The 19,553-nt window shown below is 65.2% G+C and carries 15 protein-coding genes; 13 read left to right on the top strand and 2 right to left on the bottom strand.

The window, feature by feature from the left end:
• The first annotated feature begins 108 nt into the window (after nt 1-108).
• The 9 genes from VF794_RS28280 (at nt 109) to VF794_RS28240 (ending at nt 9,703) form a co-directional block, all read left to right on the top strand.
• Nucleotides 109-300 carry a hypothetical protein gene (locus VF794_RS28280; protein WP_331115716.1) on the top strand — a complete coding sequence of 64 codons (192 nt, stop codon included), beginning with the start codon at nt 109-111 and terminating at the stop codon, nt 298-300.
• A 185-nt stretch (nt 301-485) separates the two neighbouring features.
• Entirely contained in the window at nt 486-647 is a 162-nt protein-coding gene (locus tag VF794_RS28275) for a hypothetical protein (protein ID WP_331115714.1), read from the top strand.
• A 144-nt stretch (nt 648-791) separates the two neighbouring features.
• On the top strand, nt 792-1,262 hold the full coding sequence (locus tag VF794_RS28270) for a hypothetical protein (protein ID WP_331115712.1): 471 nt from the start codon (nt 792-794) through the stop codon (nt 1,260-1,262).
• Nucleotides 1,249-4,002, top strand: a complete 2,754-nt coding sequence (locus VF794_RS28265) for a VapE domain-containing protein (RefSeq protein ID WP_331115710.1) — start codon at nt 1,249-1,251, stop codon at nt 4,000-4,002. Before VF794_RS28270 ends, VF794_RS28265 begins: the two co-directional genes overlap by 14 nt.
• Nucleotides 4,003-4,521: 519 nt before the next feature.
• A complete protein-coding gene (locus tag VF794_RS28260; RefSeq protein WP_331115708.1) occupies nt 4,522-4,998 on the top strand; it encodes a hypothetical protein in 477 nt (158 codons plus the stop codon).
• A gap of 385 nt (nt 4,999-5,383) precedes the next feature.
• Nucleotides 5,384-5,803 carry a hypothetical protein gene (locus VF794_RS28255; protein WP_331115706.1) on the top strand — a complete coding sequence of 140 codons (420 nt, stop codon included), beginning with the start codon at nt 5,384-5,386 and terminating at the stop codon, nt 5,801-5,803.
• 458 nt (nt 5,804-6,261) lie between these two features.
• Complete coding sequence (locus VF794_RS28250) at nt 6,262-7,350, top strand: ABC-three component system protein (protein ID WP_331115704.1); 1,089 nt, start codon at nt 6,262-6,264, stop codon at nt 7,348-7,350.
• Entirely contained in the window at nt 7,347-7,856 is a 510-nt protein-coding gene (locus VF794_RS28245; protein ID WP_331115702.1) for an ABC-three component system middle component 2, read from the top strand. Before VF794_RS28250 ends, VF794_RS28245 begins: the two co-directional genes overlap by 4 nt.
• Complete coding sequence (locus VF794_RS28240) at nt 7,853-9,703, top strand: AAA family ATPase (protein WP_331115700.1); 1,851 nt, start codon at nt 7,853-7,855, stop codon at nt 9,701-9,703. The genes VF794_RS28245 and VF794_RS28240 overlap by 4 nt, the downstream gene beginning before the upstream one ends.
• 177 nt (nt 9,704-9,880) lie before the next feature.
• Here the strand turns inward: VF794_RS28240 and VF794_RS28235 are convergent, their stop codons facing one another.
• On the bottom strand, nt 9,881-10,858 hold the full coding sequence (locus VF794_RS28235; protein ID WP_331115698.1) for a DUF932 domain-containing protein: 978 nt from the start codon (nt 10,856-10,858) through the stop codon (nt 9,881-9,883).
• A 459-nt stretch (nt 10,859-11,317) separates the two neighbouring features.
• Between VF794_RS28235 and VF794_RS28230 the strand changes: the two genes are divergently transcribed.
• Together VF794_RS28230 and VF794_RS28225 are read left to right on the top strand one after the other, a co-directional pair.
• Nucleotides 11,318-13,354, top strand: coding sequence for a serine/threonine protein kinase (locus VF794_RS28230; RefSeq protein ID WP_331115696.1), 2,037 nt, complete (start codon nt 11,318-11,320; stop codon nt 13,352-13,354).
• A 119-nt stretch (nt 13,355-13,473) separates the two neighbouring features.
• On the top strand, nt 13,474-14,400 hold the full coding sequence (locus VF794_RS28225; RefSeq protein ID WP_331115694.1) for a DUF2381 family protein: 927 nt from the start codon (nt 13,474-13,476) through the stop codon (nt 14,398-14,400).
• Between the two features lie 331 nt (nt 14,401-14,731).
• Here VF794_RS28225 and VF794_RS28220 read toward each other — a convergent pair whose 3' ends face one another.
• Nucleotides 14,732-15,937, bottom strand: a complete 1,206-nt coding sequence (locus VF794_RS28220; protein ID WP_422653120.1) for an IS701 family transposase — start codon at nt 15,935-15,937, stop codon at nt 14,732-14,734.
• A 382-nt stretch (nt 15,938-16,319) separates the two neighbouring features.
• Here VF794_RS28220 and VF794_RS41790 point away from each other — a divergent pair, with 382 nt between their 5' ends.
• Nucleotides 16,320-17,486, top strand: a complete 1,167-nt coding sequence (locus tag VF794_RS41790; protein WP_414640969.1) for an HlyD family secretion protein — start codon at nt 16,320-16,322, stop codon at nt 17,484-17,486.
• The coding region (locus VF794_RS28215; protein ID WP_331115690.1) for a cysteine peptidase family C39 domain-containing protein at nt 17,483-19,553 on the top strand (2,071 nt) is incomplete at its 3' end. The genes VF794_RS41790 and VF794_RS28215, both read left to right, overlap by 4 nt.

The raw sequence follows: 19,553 nt of genomic DNA, 5'->3' as shown, positions 1-19,553 counted from the left end.
GCGCCCCGGTGGCGGAGGGGTTCGTAGGGAGCGAGTGGGGTGTTCTCAAGGCCATCACCTATATCTTTGGAGGTTTGGCCATTTGGCCACCGAGACGGAGACCCATCGATGAGAGCACCCGAAAACACCGAGTCCTACATGACGAGCTTCTCGCTTCCGCTCGAACTGCGCGGGCGTGTGGACGCCCTGCGGCTGGCGCGAGCCCAACGCCAGGGCGGCCTGCCTCTGCCGTTGCGGTTCATCATCCTGGAGGCACTGGAGGCGCTCGTCGAGCGCGAGCTGGGCGTGGTGCCGCAATGATGCCCGACACCTACGGCTCCGCCCTGGTTCTGATTGGGGCTGGCCTCCACGGGTTTGTGGTCCTCTGTTCCCTTGTCGCACTCGCCCGGGCCATCATGAGCCGCAAGCCGCACGTGGTGTACATCATTGAGGACCAACTCCCAGAGGGGGAGGGGGGCACGGGGGCGCAGGGGGCGAGTGAGAGCGTGAGTCGCGCGCTGGTGCTCGTCGAACACGTTCCGCGGGCTCGCTACACGGTGCTGAGCATCATCCACGCGGCCACCACCGAGCTGGGGCCCGAAGCGCTGGCCGCCATCGCCGAGTCCAATGACCTCGTGGTCCTGCACGATTTCTGCCGCCGGAATTGAAGCTTCAGCCTCCCGTTCCTTCGGTCGCCCTTCCGCCAATCATGTCGAAACGCCCAGGTCCAACTTGTTAAGATCAATGGCCCCAGCGGATTGGGACCGCCAGGGCCAATCAACCCCGCAGTGACCAACTACAGGAGTTACAAGATGCAACTCAATTGTAATACAGAGCTGCCGGCCGCGCCAGGGCGCCCCGGCTTTGATGAAGGCGACGTGCAGCCCATCGAGTACGACGGCCTAGATGGGGCGGAGGCGTACGAGACGATGTACGTGGAGCCGCCGTTTATTCCGCAGGAGAAGGGCAAGCGCGGGCGCATCGTGGGCGAGTCCAGCGAGCTCCAACTGGCCGTACTCTTCGAGGCGAGTGGTGATACCGACTTCGCGCGTGAGCTGCGGCAGAAACACCGGCAGCGGGAGCGGGAGGTGCGCACGCGTCGCATCGCCCTGGCTCGTTCGCGAGCTCGCACGTGTCGCCCCATGCGGCGCGGCTGTCGGCGTATGGCACGGCGGTCCACGCCGTCCACCGCAGCCGGAGGCGGCGATCCGGACCCGGACCCTGAACGGCGAGCGGTAGGCGTCCAGGGCAAGCGGGAGGGGGTGCGCTATGTCCGCGCCTGAGCTCTCCCCCGTGGTGGCGCCCGAGCCCACCGCTCAGTACGCAGAAGAGCTCCAAGAGCGCATTGACCCGCAGGACGTCACTCGCCCGGTGCCTCTCGCCCCTTCCCCGGCGGTGACGCTGGAATTGCTGTCCACGCCGCCCTCCGCCGAGAAGCTCGCGCAGGTGGTGGCCGGACTCGCCAAGCGATTCTTCCACCGGCAGGACGTCCTCAACCTCCGCACCTTCCAGGGCAAGCCCCATCCCGGCGTTCTCGATGACGAGGACACGCTCCTGGATGCGGTTCGGGCGCATGTGCTGGGGCCCAGCCGCAACACGCGTCAGGTGCGCATCTACCTCCGGAATCGGGACGGGTCGCTCGGGAAGACCCTGGATGGCCACTTCCGCCTCGGCGCGTACCAACTCGCTCAGGACAGCACGGTGGCCTGGCTGTGCATCGACTTCGATGCCGGCCATCACCACCACGCGCTGGTGGACCCGCTGGCCGCGGCGCTCCAAGCGCACGACAAGGCGCAGCGCGCGGGGCTCCCCTGCTATCTGGAGCGCTCCGGCGGCGGTTATGGCTGGCACCTCTGGGTCTTCTTCGCCGATCCCGTGGCGGCCCAGGTGGCGCGCTCGCTGGGCCTCCTCCTCGCTCCGGACGACGCACCGTGCGTCAAGGGGGGAGTGGCGGACCCGGTGAAAGGGCACGGCATCGAAGTCTTCCCGAAGCAGGCGCAGCTGCCCCCCGGGGGCCTGGGCAACATGGTGTGGTTGCCCTTGTGGTCCGAGGCGGCGGAGGGCGCGAACCACTTCTACCGGCCGGGGAGTGAGGGGCGGCTGGTGCAGTACCTGCCGGAGGACTTCGACTGCGCCACCATGGAGCAGCTGGAGCGCGCGCTCGCGGAGGTGGTGCCCTCGTTCAAGACCCAGGCCACTCTGCGCAAGGAAAGCCCACGAGGGGGTGTGCTGCCCGCAGCCGTGGTGACGGGGACGCAGGTGCTCCAGCCCACGCAGGGCATGCACCTCGCGGCGGAGCCGGCCTCGCCCCTCCAACGGGCTGTGGATCGCTATCTCGCCGACCACCCGCGCTTCTACCCGAACTCGGGCGGCCAGTGCCCCGCGTGCGGCCACAAGGGCTGCTTCGGCCAGCTCGCCGACAACCCGCGGCGCTGGTCCTGCTTCTCCGCCTCGCATGACGAATGCCGCGTAGGACGTAAGGGGAGCACCTGCTGGTTCGGCGATGCCCTGGACCTCGATGCCGCTGCGGCTGGCGTCGACCGGATGGATCTGCTGCGCCAGGAGGGCTACCTCGACGACGAGGGGGACGAGCCCGAGGACGGCACCACCCACAGCTCGGCGCCTCGCCTGCGCCTGGCCAGCAACAACACCGGGCTGGCCTCCAGTGGCTCCCCGTCGCCCGCCCGAATCCGGCCCGGGACGGGGCGACCGAAGGTCTACAAGGCCAAGACGTACGCCACGTGCTGCGACATCATTCGCAACAACGCGGCCAACGTCCTGGAGGGCGAGCTCGAGTACAACGAAATGCTGCTGACGCCCACCATCGACCGGAAGGTGCCGCCCACCTCCATCGTCGGCATCTTGCGCGAGCGCATCGAGCTGCGGCTCACCCCGCCGAAGAAGAAGGGGAAGAAGCCGCCTAAGAAGCTCACCTTCAGCGAGGCGCAGGTGACGAGCGCCCTCTTGCAGGTGGCCGAGGAGCAGAGCTACCACCCGGTGCGCGACTACCTGGAGGGGCTCGTCTGGGACGGCGTGGAGCGCATCAAGGACGTGGCGCCGGTGCTGTTGGGCATCGCTGATCCGGACTTGCTGACGCAGGCCATCCTCAGGCGCTTCTTCATCTCCGCCGTGGCGCGTCCCCTCGAGCCGGGCTGCAAGGTCGACACCGTGCTGGTGCTCGTGGGGGCGCAGGGTGCGCGCAAGTCCAGCTTCTTCAAGGCGCTCGCGGGACCCGAGTGGTTCAGCGACTCCGCCGTGGACCTGAAGAACAAGGACTCGCTCATGCTGATGCGGCGCATCTGGTTCCACGAGTGGGCGGAACTGGAGACGATGCGCAAGAGCGAGGCGACGCAGGTGAAGGCGCACCTGTCCTCCGCCGTGGACATGCTGCGGCCGGCGTACGGGCGGCGCATCGAGGAGTTCCCGCGCACCTCCATCATCGTCGCCTCCACCAACATCCCGGCCTTCCTCAACGACGAGACGGGCAGCCGTCGCTTCTGGGTTGTCTCCGGGTGCACCCGCATCGACGTGGAGAAGACGCGACAGTGGCGCGATCAGCTCTGGGCCGAGGCCGTGGTGCTCTACCGGGCGGGCGAGCAGTGGTGGCTCACGCCGGAAGAGGACGCACTGCGCGCCGCGCGCAACGCCGAGCACGAGCAGGAGGACATCTGGGCGGACAAGGTGTTGGAGGCCGTGGTGCATCGGCTGGCCAACCACCCGGAGGCTCCCATCACCACGCAGCTACTGCTGGAGGAGCACCTGGGCAAGCAGACCAAGGACTGGACGCAGGCCGACCAGAAGCGCGTAGCCGGCATTCTCCAACGCCTGGGCTTCACCGAGAAGCGCAAGAGGGTGGATGGCCAGCGCCTCAGCACCTGGACTCCTCCGTCGGCCATTTTGGACATGGCCGCGGAGCGGCGTGAGCGGAACGCCAAGGCGATGCGCGAGGTGGAGGAGGCTGTGCGGCATCAGCAGGAGGCCCTGAAGGCCAAGAAGAACGTAGACGACGCCGACTTCTCTTGATGCGGCCTTGGCGGGCGTGCCGTTCCCAGGGCGCCCCCCCCCCCACTCCCAGACGTGTGGACAGAGCATCGTGCACGGCCAACATGGCCACCGTGGCCACCCTCGCAGAGCAGGAGGGTGGCCGGAGGGCGAGGGGGAAAGAGCTTCTGATTTCAAAGGCTTAGGAGGGCTGTCCACCTGTCCACCTGTCCACCGTAGCCACCCTCCTCCTGGAGGAGGAGAGCGAAAAGAAAAGCGCGAATCTTTAGTGGAGCACGGCATGGTGGATGGCCAGGGTGGCCAAGGGGCCTCTCCCCCTCCAGGGGCGTGTGGCCACCATGCCGCTGCCGCAAGGGTGGCCGTCCACCCTCGCGAGTGGACAGGGCGCACCACGTTCCTTCCGTTACCGGGGCCTGTGAATGCGCCGCACCTACTGCCACACGCGCGAGAGGTTCCTGACGGGAGTCCACAGCGGCGATCATCTCCGCGAGATGCGGTGCCCTCCGGGGCCGATTCCAACGGATGTACTAAACTTCGTAGGTGACGATTCCCACGGCTCCTCGCCATCTTTCCCTTGCCCCATGTGTGCCCGACGCCGAGAAGCCGGAGACCCTCGCGCGCGTGGAGCCGCCGCATCAGCCCCGGCTGGGTCTTCCGGCGCTGGACCAGCTCGCGCTCACCAGCTTCACCTCCGGTGGCAAGGTGGAACTCGTGGAGCACGCCCGCGACTTGGCCGGGGCTCTGTCTTCGCCGGATGGCGATACCACCCGGCGGCGCACCATCGCCCGAGCGCTGGCCGTTACCCGGAGCCAGATGGATTTGATCGACGCTGCGGTTGGTGAGGCGATGGGGCGACGCGACTTCGAGGCGGTGAAGGTGCTCACCAAGCTCGTGGACAGCATGACCCGACGATTCAAGGCTTTGTTGGAGGAGCATCGCGTCGAACTGGGGCGTGATCGCCCTGTACAGGTACTCGTTGCTCATGCTGATTCTGTGACCGTCCGCGGGGGAGGGTGATTGCGCCATGGCGTTCTACCGGGATCAATGCGCAAGGGTTTCTCTGCCTCTTGTACGTACGCTGCTGAAACCGGCGCGGTTCCGAGAGGCGAAGTCCGTTCGGCTGGAGAAGTTCGGCTTCATAGCTGAGGTAAACCTCGCTCGTGTACCGAGTCCCACCAGCTACGGAGGAGAGCGCGTGTTTTTTCAGTGCCCTCGTTTGAGCTGCGGCTCCCTCGTCAATGTATTGGGCTGCGCGAGCGGAGTCGGCTGGGGCTGTACCAAGTGCCTGCGTTGGCGCGGGCGGAACCGGCGGCGCATCGTGACGTCGCCACCGTTGCCTTGGCCCACGGCCACGGGCGAGCGCTCTACCGGGAAGGTAGATGCTCCCTGATGGGAGATACTCATGGCTGGAAATTTCATCGAAACCATTGACGGAGCTGGGCGCTGCCGTATCTGCGATTTCTTCTACTCACGGGAGCGGCTCGAAGAGGTACGCGAGCACAGTGCACACCATCGTCGTTACCTCGCGGCCTGTGATGGGGTCGGGGCGCCGGTCAATCGTTTCGAGCGCGCGTGGATGATGGAGGAAGGGACTGAACTGCTGGCTCACGGTGAAACGCTCGCCGAGCGGGTGAGGGGCGCGGAGCGGCAGCTGGCGTCGCTCTTCCACGACCACCTTGCCGCGGTGCTACTCGGGCACGTCTCCCGGCGTCTCGACTTCCGGGACTTCGTTACGCGCATGGACGTGATCGGCACGCTGGACGGCAGGTTCGAGAAGAACGTGGCCGACGAGCTGCGGCATCTCTACTCCGACCGCACGTGAAGTTGACCGGTACTCCGCGAGCCCCTCCCCCTTCGCCCGTGCGCCGGCTTGCCCACCTGGCCCGGATGCTCGCATTGGCCGAACATTTCCCAGGGAACCACCAACAAGGGGCTGCTGCCGGGCTAGGCCATGGTGGCTCGGAGGCCGGGCAGCTTCCGGCATGAGTGGCGCAGCGCCCGGACCTGCCGTTGCTCATCCGGACCTACAGGAGCGGCGCAGCGAGCGGGCGGCAGATATTGGGCGGAGCCTCTGGGCTGGTTCGTTACCAGCGGGCGACGAAGCTCCCCGCCAGAGGCATTGCTGGCTCAAGCGCACCTAGTGTACCTTGGCGCGGCTCGTCCCGGTGAGTGAGGAGCCGGGCTTAAAGCCGATTCTTCTCTCCCCCGAGGACGAGGAGACGACCACCCATTTCGCCCGATTCATCGAGGTCCTCGACGACGTAGGCGAGAGGCGAAGCCATGACGACGCCGATCCCGCCGCCAGTTCGGATCCCCGCGCCTCCGGCACCGCCGCCCGGACTGGCTGCGGACGTAGTGGCGTCGGGCCAGCCGATTCATCCTGAAGATCGAATCAAGCTCTTCAGCGCCGCGCAGTGGGAGGTCTTCGTCCACGAGTGGGTCGACTCGCTTCGCGATGAGTACGAGCTCGTCGAGCGGTGTGGCGGCGCCGGTGATATGGGCCGCGACGTCATTGCGACCGTGAAGGGTGGGAACGGGGCGTGGGACAACTACCAGTGCAAGCACTACAAGGAGTCGCTCAAGCCCACGGACATTTGGGTCGAGCTGGGGAAGCTCGCTTATTACACGAAGCGAGGCGACTACACCTATCCGCGCCGATACCGCTTCGTTGCGCCGCAGGGGGCTGGCACGAAGTTGTCGAACCTGCTGAAGAAGGCTGACGACCTTCGCGATGGGCTCCTGAAGAATTGGGATGAATACTGTCGCGAGGGGATCACCAAGACTGAGGAGGTCGACTGCGACGCCGCGATGAAGGCGCACATTGCGAGCCTCGACTTCTCCATCTTCGAAGCCACGCCGGTACTGCGGATCATCGACGGGCACGCGAAGACCCGGTGGCACGCGGCTCGGTTTGGCGGCGGACTTCCGCTTCGCTCCGCCCCCCTCTCGCCTCCGCTCGTGCCTGGGGCGGCCGAGACAGTCTTCGTGCGCGAACTCCTGCGGGCGTACGGCGACCATCTGAAGCAGGACGTGAACGACGTCGCGGACCTCGCTGCGCGAGATGATCTTCGGGAGCACTTCGCCGATTCCCGAGTCGAGTTCTACAGCGCCGAGTCCTTGCGCACGTTCTCGCGCGACACGTTGCCTCCGGGCGAGTTCGAGAAGCTTCAAGACGAGGTTCACGCAGGCATCAAGGACGACGTGCGCGATGACCACGTCGATGGCTACCGGCGTGTCGTGGCTGTGGTGAAGACGGCGCGCAGTCTGCCGCTGGCAGCCCACCCCCTTCACACTCGAATTTACGTCCGGGATCGTGGCGGCATCTGCCACCAACTCGCGAACGACGGAAAGGTTCGGTGGGTGAAGTGACGTCGGAGAAGCCGATCAAGGTCGTCGCGCCGTTCAACGGGCCGGTGGAACTCGGGCTCCGTGCGCTGTGCATTCTCACCGCCGCGTACCCGGCCTCGTACTCGCTCGAACGCCTCGTGGTGTTTGACTACTTGAGCGTGCACTCGGATGATATGCCCGGCGGCCCTGCAGGCCTTCACCCGCAGACCCCTCATCGCGGCGGCGAGATCTTCGTGCGGCGCGGCGTGCTCCAAGAGGGGCTACTCCTCTACCAGAGCCGAGGCCTCATCGAGCGCGTCTACCAGGATGGCGGCATCTTCTTCACGGCCACGGACAAGTCCGCAGGCTTCCTCGACGCCCTCAGCACCGAGTACGTCACGGGCCTGCGGGCAAGGGCTGACTGGATCGTCGACAGCTACGGACTGCTCGACGACGCCGAGCTCGACGCAATGGTTCGTGAACGCATCGGCACGTGGGGCGCCGAGTTCACGATGGAGTCCGTGCTCTGGGAAGAGGAGGCGTCGTGAAGTTCGGCTTTGCCCTTCGACGACTTGTTCTCACCGGGCCCGGTCTGCCGGCCGCCGAGGTGGCGTTCACGCGCGGGCTGAACGTGATCGCGGGGCCTTCAGACTCCGGGAAGAGTTTCATCGTCCAATGCATCGACTATGCGTTGGGCAGCGGTGAGCCGCCCAAGGAAATCCCCGAGGCCGAGCGCTACACGACCGTCATCCTCGAGATCGAGTCGAACCGCGACAAGCGCATCTTCACGCTTGAGCGAAGCATTCGCGGAGGAGACATCCGCCTCACGACGCAGGGCGAGCCGGATCGCATCCTCGCTGCCAAGCACCAAGGAGGAAAGGAGGACACCGTCTCGCAGTTCCTCCTCGACCTGTCGGGGCTGGGCACCAAGAAGGTTCGTACTAACGAGCAAGGCAAGACCCGCCCGCTCAGCTTTCGCGACATCACGCAGTTCGTCATCATCGACGAAGAGACGGTCATCAAGGAGACCTCGCCCGTCCTGAGCGGGCAGTTCACGTCCAAGACCGTCGAGAGCGGCGTCTTCCGGCTGCTCCTGACGGGCACCGACGATTCGTCCGTAATCGCGAAGGAGGACCCGAAGGTTGCAAAGGGGCGCCAAGCTGGGAAAGCCGAGGTCCTCAAGGTGCTGCTGCAGAAGGCCCGCGAGGGGTTGGCCGATGTAGGCGAGGTGAGAAGCCTCCTCGACGAGCGGGATCGGCTCGCCCGACTTGAGGCGACCCTCCAGCAGGCAATGGCGGAACGGGATGCGGAACAGAAGAACGCTTCCCCGTTGGAGGCGAAGCGCCGTGGTGCATGGCAGCGGCTGCGAGCATCCGAATCGAAGCTCAACGTGCTCTCGGAGCTGCAGAAGCGATTCGACCTCCTCCATGAGCAGTACGCGTCCGACTTGCGACGTCTGGAGGCGATCTCCGAGGCCGGCGTGAGGCTCGACCAGCTTAAGGAGGAGCGGTGCCCGATGTGCGGTGCGCAGGCGGAACACCACGACAATTCACATCGGAGGGAGCGCCTCACACCTGCGGACGTTTCCCAGGCGTGTAAGGCCGAAGCTGCCAAAACCATCAGGCTCCTCCAGGACCTCCAGTCGACGCGCGCGACCACCGCCGCAGAGGTGGAGCAACTGACGAGCGAGCGGGATGTGCTCCAAGGCGAGTTCGATGCGGTTGCGGCGGAACTGAAGACCGTACTCGAGCAGCGCGTGGACGTCGCCGCCAAGAAGGTCGACGACATCCGAGCACGCCGTGACGCGTGCAAGAAGGCCCTGGAGCTTCTTGAACGTGTGCAGGAACTGGAAAGCCTCCTGGCAGAGGCCAACACCCCGCAGAAGAAGGAGCGCGCCGACGGCCCGGCATCCACCGTCAGCACCGGTCAAGCCGAGCCGTTCAGCAAGGAGGTGGAGTCGCTTCTTCGTGCGTGGCGCTACCCGAACCTCGATCGCGTCACCTTCAGCGAGAAGGACCAGGACGTCGTCATCTCCGGTCGAGCGCGGCGAACGCATGGAAAGGGTGTCCGAGCGATCTTCCGCGCGGCATTCAACCTCGCGCTGCTTCGGCACTGCGTTCGAGAGGAGAGGCCGTTCCCCAACCTCGTGCTCATCGACTCGCCGCTGATCGTGTACGAGAAGCCGGATGCCGGTGAGACCGAGTTCCCGCAGGACATCAAGAAACACTTCTGGGACAGTGTGAAGTCGTCCTTCGGAGATGCGCAGGTCATCATCATCGAGAACCGCAGGCAGCTCCCCAGCGACGGCGCCATCGGCGACGTGAACGTCGTGCTGTTCACCGGGAACGATCAGGGGCGGCGGGGCTTCATCCCATCGCCAAGCGGCTCAGCATGACCTCGCGAGCTACCAGGGCTTGAACGCCCGCCAGGCGGTTCTGCGGGCGGGACTTCACTGCGTGATCCAGCACGGCCCCCAAAAGAAAGCGGGCGCCGTGAACGACGCCTGCCTCTTGGCACAAGGGGCGCTCACGTCACCCCAGGGCACTGTGCTCGCAGGGCGGTAGCCGCCGCCTTATGTCGCGAGCCGGATGCGAGCGGCGTCAGCGATGGCCGCCAGCGCCTGGCGCTTCATAGCGGCGGCCTTGCCCATCCAGATGGACTCGAGGCGCAACGTGTCCACGCTCTTGCCCTTGGGAACCCGAGTATGTCGGTGGTGATCTGCGTACTCGCTGAACGCCTGGAGCGCGCCCCAGGCCGTGCCGCGGATGGAGCCTTCGAGGCCCCGGCCAGCGTGGAACAGCTCGATGACCTTGTTTCGCCCCTTCATCAATCGTGGGTGCTCAGCCTCGTCCTGGGGCAGCGGCATCACCACATCGATGACGTTTCGCAGCTGGTGCTCGCTAAAGCGCGTCATGGCGAGATGGTCGGAAAGCGCGTCGAAGCGCTCGTAGCCCTGCACCATGCGCCGGAAGGCCCGAGCGGCCTCGACGAGTCGCACCTTCGCGCTCGTGGTGTGGAGGATGTGCCACTCGGCCCCCTCCCGTTCCCCGAGTGCGACGCCGATGGTGTTCTGACAGACCACCCTCGTGGCCACGTTCTTGAACGTGATGGCGGTGGTGCCGTCGTGTCCCGTGTAGCCGAGCACGTAGCGCTTGATGATGCTCTTGTCTCCCCGGACGCGCATGGGTTCGGGCAGCTCGCCCAGGAGCCACCCACGCTCCCCGTGGCGGCCAAGCGTTCCCGCCGTGTGGAAGATACAGCGCACGCCACCAGCCGCCTCCACGAGCGTGCGGGCCACCTCTTCGAATTGCACCACCTCGTAGCCCCGGTTGACGGTGGCCAGGTACTCGCCCGTGTCCTGTCGGAAGAGGGCCTTCTTGTCCGGAATGGGCTCATCCCTGCCCGGCGCGAAGAGGGGCCGCTCCTCCGCCATGTAGAAGCCGGCCGCCTGGACGAGGGTGTCGTAGTCGGCGTTGGCCGGGAGCGCGGTGCCCAACCCGTGCCATGGCTCCTGGCCCACGTAGGCCATCTGGTTGATGTCATGCGGCATGGTGCGCCTCCTTTTGATGAGTGAGGGCGCGTCTCGAGCTCTCGGAACGCGGGCTGGATGAGCCCGGGTCCCGCTCGTTCGCGGTGCGCTCCTCTGGATAGGTTGGAGGACTGCGGCGATCGGTTGGCCGACGCCAGCAGGGGGAGTCCCTGCCACCGGCTTATACCGAGGTGTGGACTTCCGATTCGGCAGCTCGGACCATGGCTACTACTGCGTTACATCGCCGGTTGCCGAGCTCGCGATTCGATGTGAAGGGTCGTGATGGTGCTCGTCCCTGGTAGGGCCGTGCTGCGTGAGCAGCTCCGTCACTACCCCGGCCAGCCGAGCACCCGACAGCCGGAGCCGGACACGTCCTCGGGCACGGGAGGCCCTTGATTCTGGTAGCTTCCCCACTCCCGAGGTTGAGCGCGTGACCGAACTTCCACCGTTACTGGCCGATGCAGCCGCTGGAGAGGCACCATGAAGCCCACGCTGGAGGACGTGGTTCGGCCGGACATGGTGGTGGGCGGCTATCGCATCGAGAAGAAGCTGGGAGCCGGGGGCTTCGGCAAGGTGTTCCTCGCGTGGCGCGACGGCAGCCCGTGCGCCCTCAAGTTCATCCACTTGGAGAGCGTCGGGGAGTGGGGCTGGCGCGAGCTGTTCATCATGCTCCGCCACCAGTTCTCCGGCGTCGTGAAGTTACTGAGCCATTTCAAGTGGCTGGAGGAGAAGCCCGAGTACCTGGTGCTCGTCATGGAGTACGTGCCGGGTGTGACGCTCTACCAGTGGGCGCGGGACAACAACCCGTGTGCTCGCGAGTTGGTGGAGATGCTGCTGCCGATCGCTCGGGCGTTGAAGGAGGTCCACGCGGAGAATGTGCTGCACCGCGATTTGAAGGGTGACAATGTGCTGGTGCACGAGGCGGACGGAGCGCCGGTGGTGGTGGACTTCGGCGCGGGCACCATGCCGGGCGTGCCTCGCGTTACCGGAGCCCTGGCCCCGGCCAACCTCCGCTACCGCAGCCCCGAGGCGGTGGCCTTCTTCCTGCGCGAGGACCGCAAGCGGGGGGAGAGCTACGACTACTCGGTGAGGGACGAGCTGTACTCCCTGGGCGTCATCCTCTACGTGCTCGCCACCGACGTTTACCCTTTCAACGGCCCGGACGACGAGCTGATGGGGGAGATTCTCGCGGGCAACCCCAAGCCGCCGCACGTGCGCAACTCCCGCGTACCCCGGCCTTTGAGCGAGCTGTGTCTGCGCCTGCTCGCCCGGGAGCCGCACGCCCGCGTGCCGAATGCCGAGGCGTTGTGCGTGGCGCTGGAGAAGCTGCTGGAGGTGGCGAAGGCGGACCCCCGGTGGGAAATTGCCCTGTGCTACGGCTGGACGGTGGACGGACGCACCACCGAGGACGAGCCAGAGCGCGTGGGCCACGACAGCCAGGCGTGGCTGCGCAGGTGGATCCGGCAAAAGCCCAAGCGGGGCAGGCCGCCTGCTCCTCCCGCTCCCGCGGAACCCCTCGCTCCCGTTGAACCCGCCGCGCCTCCAGCCGTACCTCCCGAAGTCGTCTATCCCGCTCCCGTTGAACCCGCCGCGCCGCCAGCCGTACCTTCCGCCGCACCGGGGCTGTCCACTGCGTCACCCATCCCCACGCTTCGCGACCGGGTGCGGCAGGTCGCTCCGGTCCTGGTTGTCGTGGTGGTGGGACTCGTGGTGGCGGTGGGGCTGGGCCATGTCTTTGGCCAGTTCCAGCCGCCGCCTTCCATACCGACTCCAGTCCAGCCGGTGTTGACGCCTCCTGTACCTGCGGAATTCTCCTTCGATGGCCCGACGCCATGGGCCATGCACGTCCATGAAGTAGCGCCACCCTGGAAGCCGCCCGAAGCTGACACAGGCGCAGCGCCCTCGAAGGCGGACACCTCTGCGCCCGTCACCACCATGACGCTCAGTTCGGGAACAACTCGCATGAAGAAGAAGAAGGCCCCCGGCTCTCAGGCGGCGAAGAAGGGCAACGGCTCCAACGTGCTGCTCGCCGTGGCCGCCGCCACTGCCAGCATGGCCTGTCCCGGTGTCCAGGTTCGCAAGGAGCCCGCGCCCCAGGCGTGCCCGGCCGGTGCCGTCGAGACAATGACCCATCAGCTCGGCCTCCGCCTCGGAGAGAGACACGGGGCCCACATGCCCGGTGCGCAATTCCACAGCAGCGAGCCTGTCCCCGTGAAGGAAGGCCCCGTCTCACTGGAGCTGGTGGGCGCCTGGGAAGTGGGACCCCAAGCTGAGTTCCGGGGCGGGCGAGTCGTGCTGCCCCATGGCACCCGCCTCTCTGGGCTGCTCTGCATCGGGGAGAAGCGCGTCTACGGACGCATCACCCAGGCCGTCGCGCCCAACGGGGACACGTTCACTGTCTGCATGGAGTTGATCGGCCAGTTCGACGATGAGCGCGGTGTCGAGATCAAATCTGACGGTGGAGCCATCAAGGTCCACCCCCGCGTGGAGGTGAAGACGGTGGACCGGTTTGAGTAGCGCCATCCCGGGGCTTGGCGGGCCGGAAGCCCAGGCGGCTCGCGCATTACCGGGCAGGAAGGTGTGTTAGAGGCCAACGTCTCCGGTCTCTTCCTCGTCTTCTTGGAGGTTCCCGCTCCGTGTTCACCTTGTCCTCCACCGCTCTGCTCGGGCTGGCCCTGCTCGCTGCACCCGCCGAGGCCACCGAGCGGGCGCCGCTCCCCACCTGCGAGACGGGCACACGCTACGTCGAGCTGACGGCGGACACCCCCAGCAAGACGCCGGAGGTGTGCATCCGGCCGGAGTTATCCCTCACCCTGCTCTTCGACGCGAAGATCGCGAGCGTGGAGGTCGAGGGGCGGGAGCGATTCCGCCGGGTGAAGGTGGTGGACGATACGTTGGTGCTCGTGGCCTCGGAGGCGCTGCACGACGGAGAGCGCGTGCCGGTGACGGTCTACTTCGAGGACGGCGCGGCGCCAACGAGCGCCATCTTCGTGCTGGTGGTCCATCCGTCCCAGGCGGAGCGCCAGGTAGAGGTGTCCCGCCGCGAGCGCTCCGTTGCCTCCCTCAGGGCGGGCGAGCGGCAGGCGCGAGCTGAGGCCCAGCAATGCCGGGAGGAGAAGGCGCGTCTCCAGGCCGAGTGCAGGGGGCAGGACGGGCTCACGGGGCTCATCGTCAACGGATGGCTCGGCAAGACGGGCGTCGTCGCCCGGGAGCTCGAGGCCGCCGCCTCGCGCCCAGGGGACCTCCTCGCCGTGCAGAAGGTCATCAGCTACCGGGCCGTTGGGCCCCAAGGGCGGAGCCGGTTGGCCGTGGAAGTGGAGCTGTTCAACCCGGGAGCGGTGGCCTGGATGCCCTCGGGGGCGGCGTTGGTGGGGTCCAAGCGCGAGGAGCTGACGGGGCTGCCGGTGTGGCTCCTGGGGCCTATTCCGCCAGGGAGGTCACGGCGCGTCGTGGTGGAACTGGACGCGACGGAGAGCGAGGCCCGAGGCACCTACACGCTCAAGTTGTGGGCGGGAGAGGCTGGAGCCGGGAGCGTGAACCTCGATGGTGTGACGTTCCCATGAGTGTTTGCCAGGACGCGTAAGTGGTAGGCGTCTGTTCCGGGCCCGTTGTCCGTTACTTGCCTAATCCTTCATCGAGACGGCACGCCTACGCGGTCAGGACTCTCGGGACCGTACCTATCGTGTGCCGCGGTCCCTATGAACATTGGGGGCATCTTCGTCCCTTCTAGCACTACTGCGTCAGGGCCCCGAAGGATGAACGGGGAGGACTGCCGGGTGGCGTGAGCGGTGTCGGGTGTTGGAGCGGTGGCAGGTGGGGCAGCGAGGCAGCCAGGTGGCAATCACCCGAGCCATGGCAAGCCGTGCGGTGATGAAGCTGTCATGGAAGTGGCGCTCAGGCCTGGAGGTGCTGCGCGTGGGCTTCATCCGCCCCTCGGGTCGAGGGGGGAAAACGCCGCACGCGTTCCGCGACGATGAACGCGTAACAGCAAAGGGCTACGGAGACGTGGTGGTGCCACCCAGGAAAGCGCCGGCCCTCGTAGTGGTCAAGCCCGAGCTCCCCTTTCAAGTCCTCGTAGACACGCTCGGTTCTCCAGCGCTGCAGGACGAGGCGAATGAGTTGCTTCTTTGTCATGCGGTCCGGCACGGAGACGAGAAAGTAGTTGGCCGGCTCTGGCTCGCCCTCGCGCCACTCGATGAGAAGCCAGAGGGGCTCTTGTTGCTCCTTGGGCACTCCTGCGGCGACAACGCGACGCAGGGCGAAGCGCGCCCAGAGGTCCTCACGAGTGCCGCTGCGCCAGGTGCAACGTCGAAAGCCCCCGCGCTCGTTGATGCTCAACGCCATGTCCTTGACGCTCACCGCCTCGCCGCGAGGGCGCCCCTGGTCGTCGAGGAGGGAAATGGTCGTCTGAGGGTCTACCCCCACCGCATAGTGCAGCCCCAGGGAGCGCACCTGGGCGCGGAAGTCGCCGGAGGTACCGTATGCGGAGTCGGCCAGGACGACTCCCTTGGGAACGCCGTCCGCCACGGCCCGGCCAATCATTCGCATGGCCAGCTGGGGTTTGGTCTTGAAGGTAACGTCCTCGGGGATTCGGGCCTCCTGGCGGCGAGCCGAGTCATTGGCCCAGGACTCAGGCAGGTACAGCTCGAAGTCGATGGGGAGGTGCTCGGCACGAGTGGCGATGCTCAGGCTGACGCCAATCTGGCAGTTGGTGATTTTTCCCGCCGAGCCGGTGTATTGCCGCTGCACTCCCACTGAATGCTTGCCCTGTTTGAGGAAGCCCGTGTCGTCGACAATCCAGGCTTCCACCGGCTCACGTTGCGTCATGGCATCCAGGGCATACCGGGCCGCCTCCCGGCGTACCTCCCGGTCGCTCCAGCGAGAGTCGACAGCGAAGTGCAGCAGTCGCTGGTGCATCGCATCGGTCCTGCTGGGGTCAGGGCAGGCACGGGCCGCAATGGGCTCGACGCTCTTGCGCTCCCCGTCTCCCAGCAGCCCCATGGCGTAGATGGCAAAGGAGGCCCGGCGGCTCTCCTCTCCCAAGACGTCGCCAATCCTTCGGAAGTACTCCTCGAGTCGTTGAACCCCACTGGCGCCCATGAAGGTGTCCATGGCCTGGCTCGCTCAATCCGGCTCCACCTCCCAAGCAATACGCACGGGTCGACTTTTCCGGTAGGGGCTGCCGCGCTACTTCTAAGGGCGGGTGAACAGGCAGGCCACTGCTTTACTGCCAGCCCAGCTTTGACGCAGTAGTGCTAGACGGGATAGTGAACTGTACGGTTTCTTTCCCCACATAGCACCATCTGCCGTGGTGCCATTTGACGCACCGCCGACAGTTGTTGGGGGTTTTGTCGAAAGAAGTGAACAGTACCTATGACGGACTGCTTGGTAGGAGGTAATGCCCTCTACTGCCGTATAAGAATGCGCTGAACGTGTACCTACCAGGAGTTGCTACGTGTGGCAGTTGGGTGCCAAAACTTCCATGTCTAGCTCATTCCCCCGCTTGTTGCAGGCTTTGGAGTTGGATGGCGCTGGTGGCACTACGCTCAAGTTGCTTTTTATTATGTGTGCCATGGGGGGCTGGAGCGCGTGGTTTTTTCTCGCTGAGGTAACGCTCTATGCAGTCACCGACAGAGCATGGGTCGAAGCCTATCCTTCGGTCTCGCCGCTTGTTGCGCCTGTTAGCGGACAGCTCTCGAAGTTGCACGTGGTACTGGGGGAGCAGGTGGAGGTGGGGCAAATTGTCGCAGAAGTTGATGCTAAACGGGAAGGGTTCGCCTTGCAGGAAGCCCGTGTCCGCGAGGCTGCGTTGGAGGCTCAGATGCTCCCACTCAGTGGAGAAATCGCGGCCCGAACTCGTGCACTTACCCACAGCCGACAAGGTGCCTGGGCCAGTCAGGAGGAGGCTCGTGCTCTCTTCCGGCGGGCGGAAGCAGTGTACAGTGCTAGCGAGGAGGAAGTGACCCGTATAGCAACCCTTCAGGCTCGAGGCTTCGTATCAGTAGCGGATGTGTCACGGTTACAGTCTCAGGCACATGAGCACCAAGAGTCGGTGGAAGCGCTTCGGCTCGCTGTCGATCGTACTGCTGCAGAGCAGCGAGCAAAGGAGGAGCAGCAAGCCGCCGAGATCGCCCGCCTACAGCGGGAACTCGCGCTATTACAGGGGCAGCGGGCTGCAGAGGCGCAGGCTATCCAGCGACTTGAGCATGAGTTAGAACTGCGGCGTATCCGGGCTCCCATAGCTGGCAAGCTTGGAGAATTGGCCACGCTGCAAAAGGGGGCTCATATTTCCGAAGGTTTCCGGCTTGGCGCGGTCGTGCGCGAAGGACCGCTACGACTCGTCGCTGACTTCACCGCTCCCGAGGCTCTGGGTCGTATCCGTACCGGGCAACGAGCACGCTTGCGGCTGAATGGATTCCCCTGGACTCGGTTCGGAAGTGTCTCCGCACGGGTAGCGCGTGTAGCTAGCGAAACTCGCGAGGGTCGGATTCGGGTGGAACTAGAATTGGAGCCCGAACCGGGAACCTCTATCCCCTTGCAACATGGGCTAGATGGTGTGGTGGAAATTGCAGTGGAGAAGCTTTCCCCAGCCGCGCTTGTGCTACAGGCCGTGGGCGGTTGGCCACGCTCGCCTTCGGATCGCCCATGAGCAAGGCTTGCACTAGTCGCGGGCGGCGCTTTTTCGCGCCAGAGGTTATCCAGACGTCGGCCATGGACTGCGGGCCTGCTGCTCTCAAGTCCCTTCTTGAGGGCTTCGGCGTCTCCGTTAGCTATGGACGTCTCCGGGAGGCATGCCAGACGGACGTGGATGGCACTTCCATTGATACTTTGGAAGAGGTGGCTGCGCAACTCGGCCTCGATGCCCAGCAGACCATGCTCCCGCCGGACTACCTGTTACATGAGGCGGCCAAGGCGCTGCCCGCCATCGTCGTGGTGCGCAAGCCCAATGGCGCCACGCACTTCGTCGTCGTCTGGCGCCGCCTTGGCCCCTTCGTGCAGGTAATGGATCCTGCTTCCGGCACGAACTGGCAAACCTGTGAGCAATTCCTTGGTAACCTGTACGTGCATACCTTGCCGGTGTCGGTCGAGCTTTGGAGGGAGTGGGCTGCATCTGACGGGTTGATTCCGGTGCTTCGTCATCGTCTGCGGGCCCTTGGCGCATCGGATGCTGACTCTTCGTACATCAAAACCACATTCGCTCAGTCTGATTGGCAGCCGCTCGCAGCGCTTGATTCCGCAACCAGGTTGGTGTCCTCCCTGGTGACGGCGGGGGGACTCAAGAGGGGCAGCGAATCCCTTCGTCTGCTTGATAAGCTTTTTGAATCGGCCCAGCAGCGGCGGGAGATTATTCCAGAGGACTACTGGTGCGCGCTTCCATGCCCTCCGACGGAAGGAGGAGAGCACGTGCTCCTGCGTGGTGCGGTGCTGATCCGCGTGGGAGGCCTTCTTGAGACAGAGGAAACCCCCAAGCCAATAGAAGCGACGCTAGAAGAAGGACAACAGACGCTCTCCCCGGAACTGGCAGCTGCGCTTCAAGAGCGCCCGAGACGGCCCGGCCGGGAGCTGTTAAGCTTCCTGCTAGCCGGGGGCTGGGTCACTCCAACACTGCTTGTAGCCGGGGCCATATTGCTAGGGGTCATGAGTGCTGTTGATGCTGTACTCCTGCGCTCGTTACTTGAGATGGGCCGATTTCTTCGAGGCGCTGAACAGCACCTACTCGCTCTGAGTGTGCTCCTTGTTTTCTTTGGGGGAGTATTGGGGTTGGAGGGGTTCCTTACCTCGGGTTTCCTCCGGTTGGGACGTCACTTAGAAGCGCGGCTGCGAAAGGCTTTGCAGGAAAAAATCCCACGTCTGGGAGATCGCTATTTTCACAGCCGCCCCACATCGGACATGGCGGAGCGCAGCCATAGCCTGCACTTGATCCGGGTGCTGCCGCATATGGGGGGCCGGTTCATTCAATGCCTATGTGAACTGTTGATCACCACAGCCGCCCTGATCTGGATAAGTCCTTCTCAAGGGCTCGTAGTGCTAGTCAGCGCTGCCTTTGCAATTGGGTTTCTCCTTGCCATGCAAGCGCCTATGATGGAGCGCGACATGCGGTTGCGGAGCCACGCGGGCGCTCTGAGCCGGAACTACTTGGAGGCGTTGCTTGGCCTCACTGCTGTGCGAACACATGGTGCAGAGCGCGCACTGCGGCGTGAGCATGATGCGATGCTCTCAGAGTGGGTACATGCCGGCCGCTCGCTGTTGCAGCTAAGCGTTGGAACGGAGGCTTTGCAACTTCTACTGGGCTTCGGGTTCGCAGCCTGGCTGGTGCTAGGCTATGTGGGCTCCTCCAAGGACACGGCCGGAACCCTCCTCTTGGCCTACTGGGCGCTCAATGTTCCACTACTCGCGCAGCAACTCGGACAGATGCTTCGTGAGTACCCTCCGCAGCGGAACGTAACACTTCGGCTGATAGAACCGATGGGGGCATTAGAGGAACCCCTGCCTTCGTTGTCCTCTTCGGCTTCCGACATTGTGGAGCAGTCAGCATGTAATCCGGTTTCCATCGAGTTCAAGGGGGTGAGCGTACGTGCCTCCGGGCACCTCATCCTGGAGGAACTAGATCTACGGATCGAGGCGGGGAGCCATGTGGCACTGGTCGGCCCTTCAGGGGCAGGTAAGTCGTCTTTAGTGGGGTTGCTGCTGGGCTGGCATCGGGCAGCCTGCGGTA

The organism is Archangium sp., assembly GCF_036389735.1.
Classification (GTDB): domain Bacteria; phylum Myxococcota; class Myxococcia; order Myxococcales; family Myxococcaceae; genus Archangium.
Note: the sequence above shows the minus strand (reverse complement) of the source record. Positions and strands in the feature narration are given on the sequence as shown.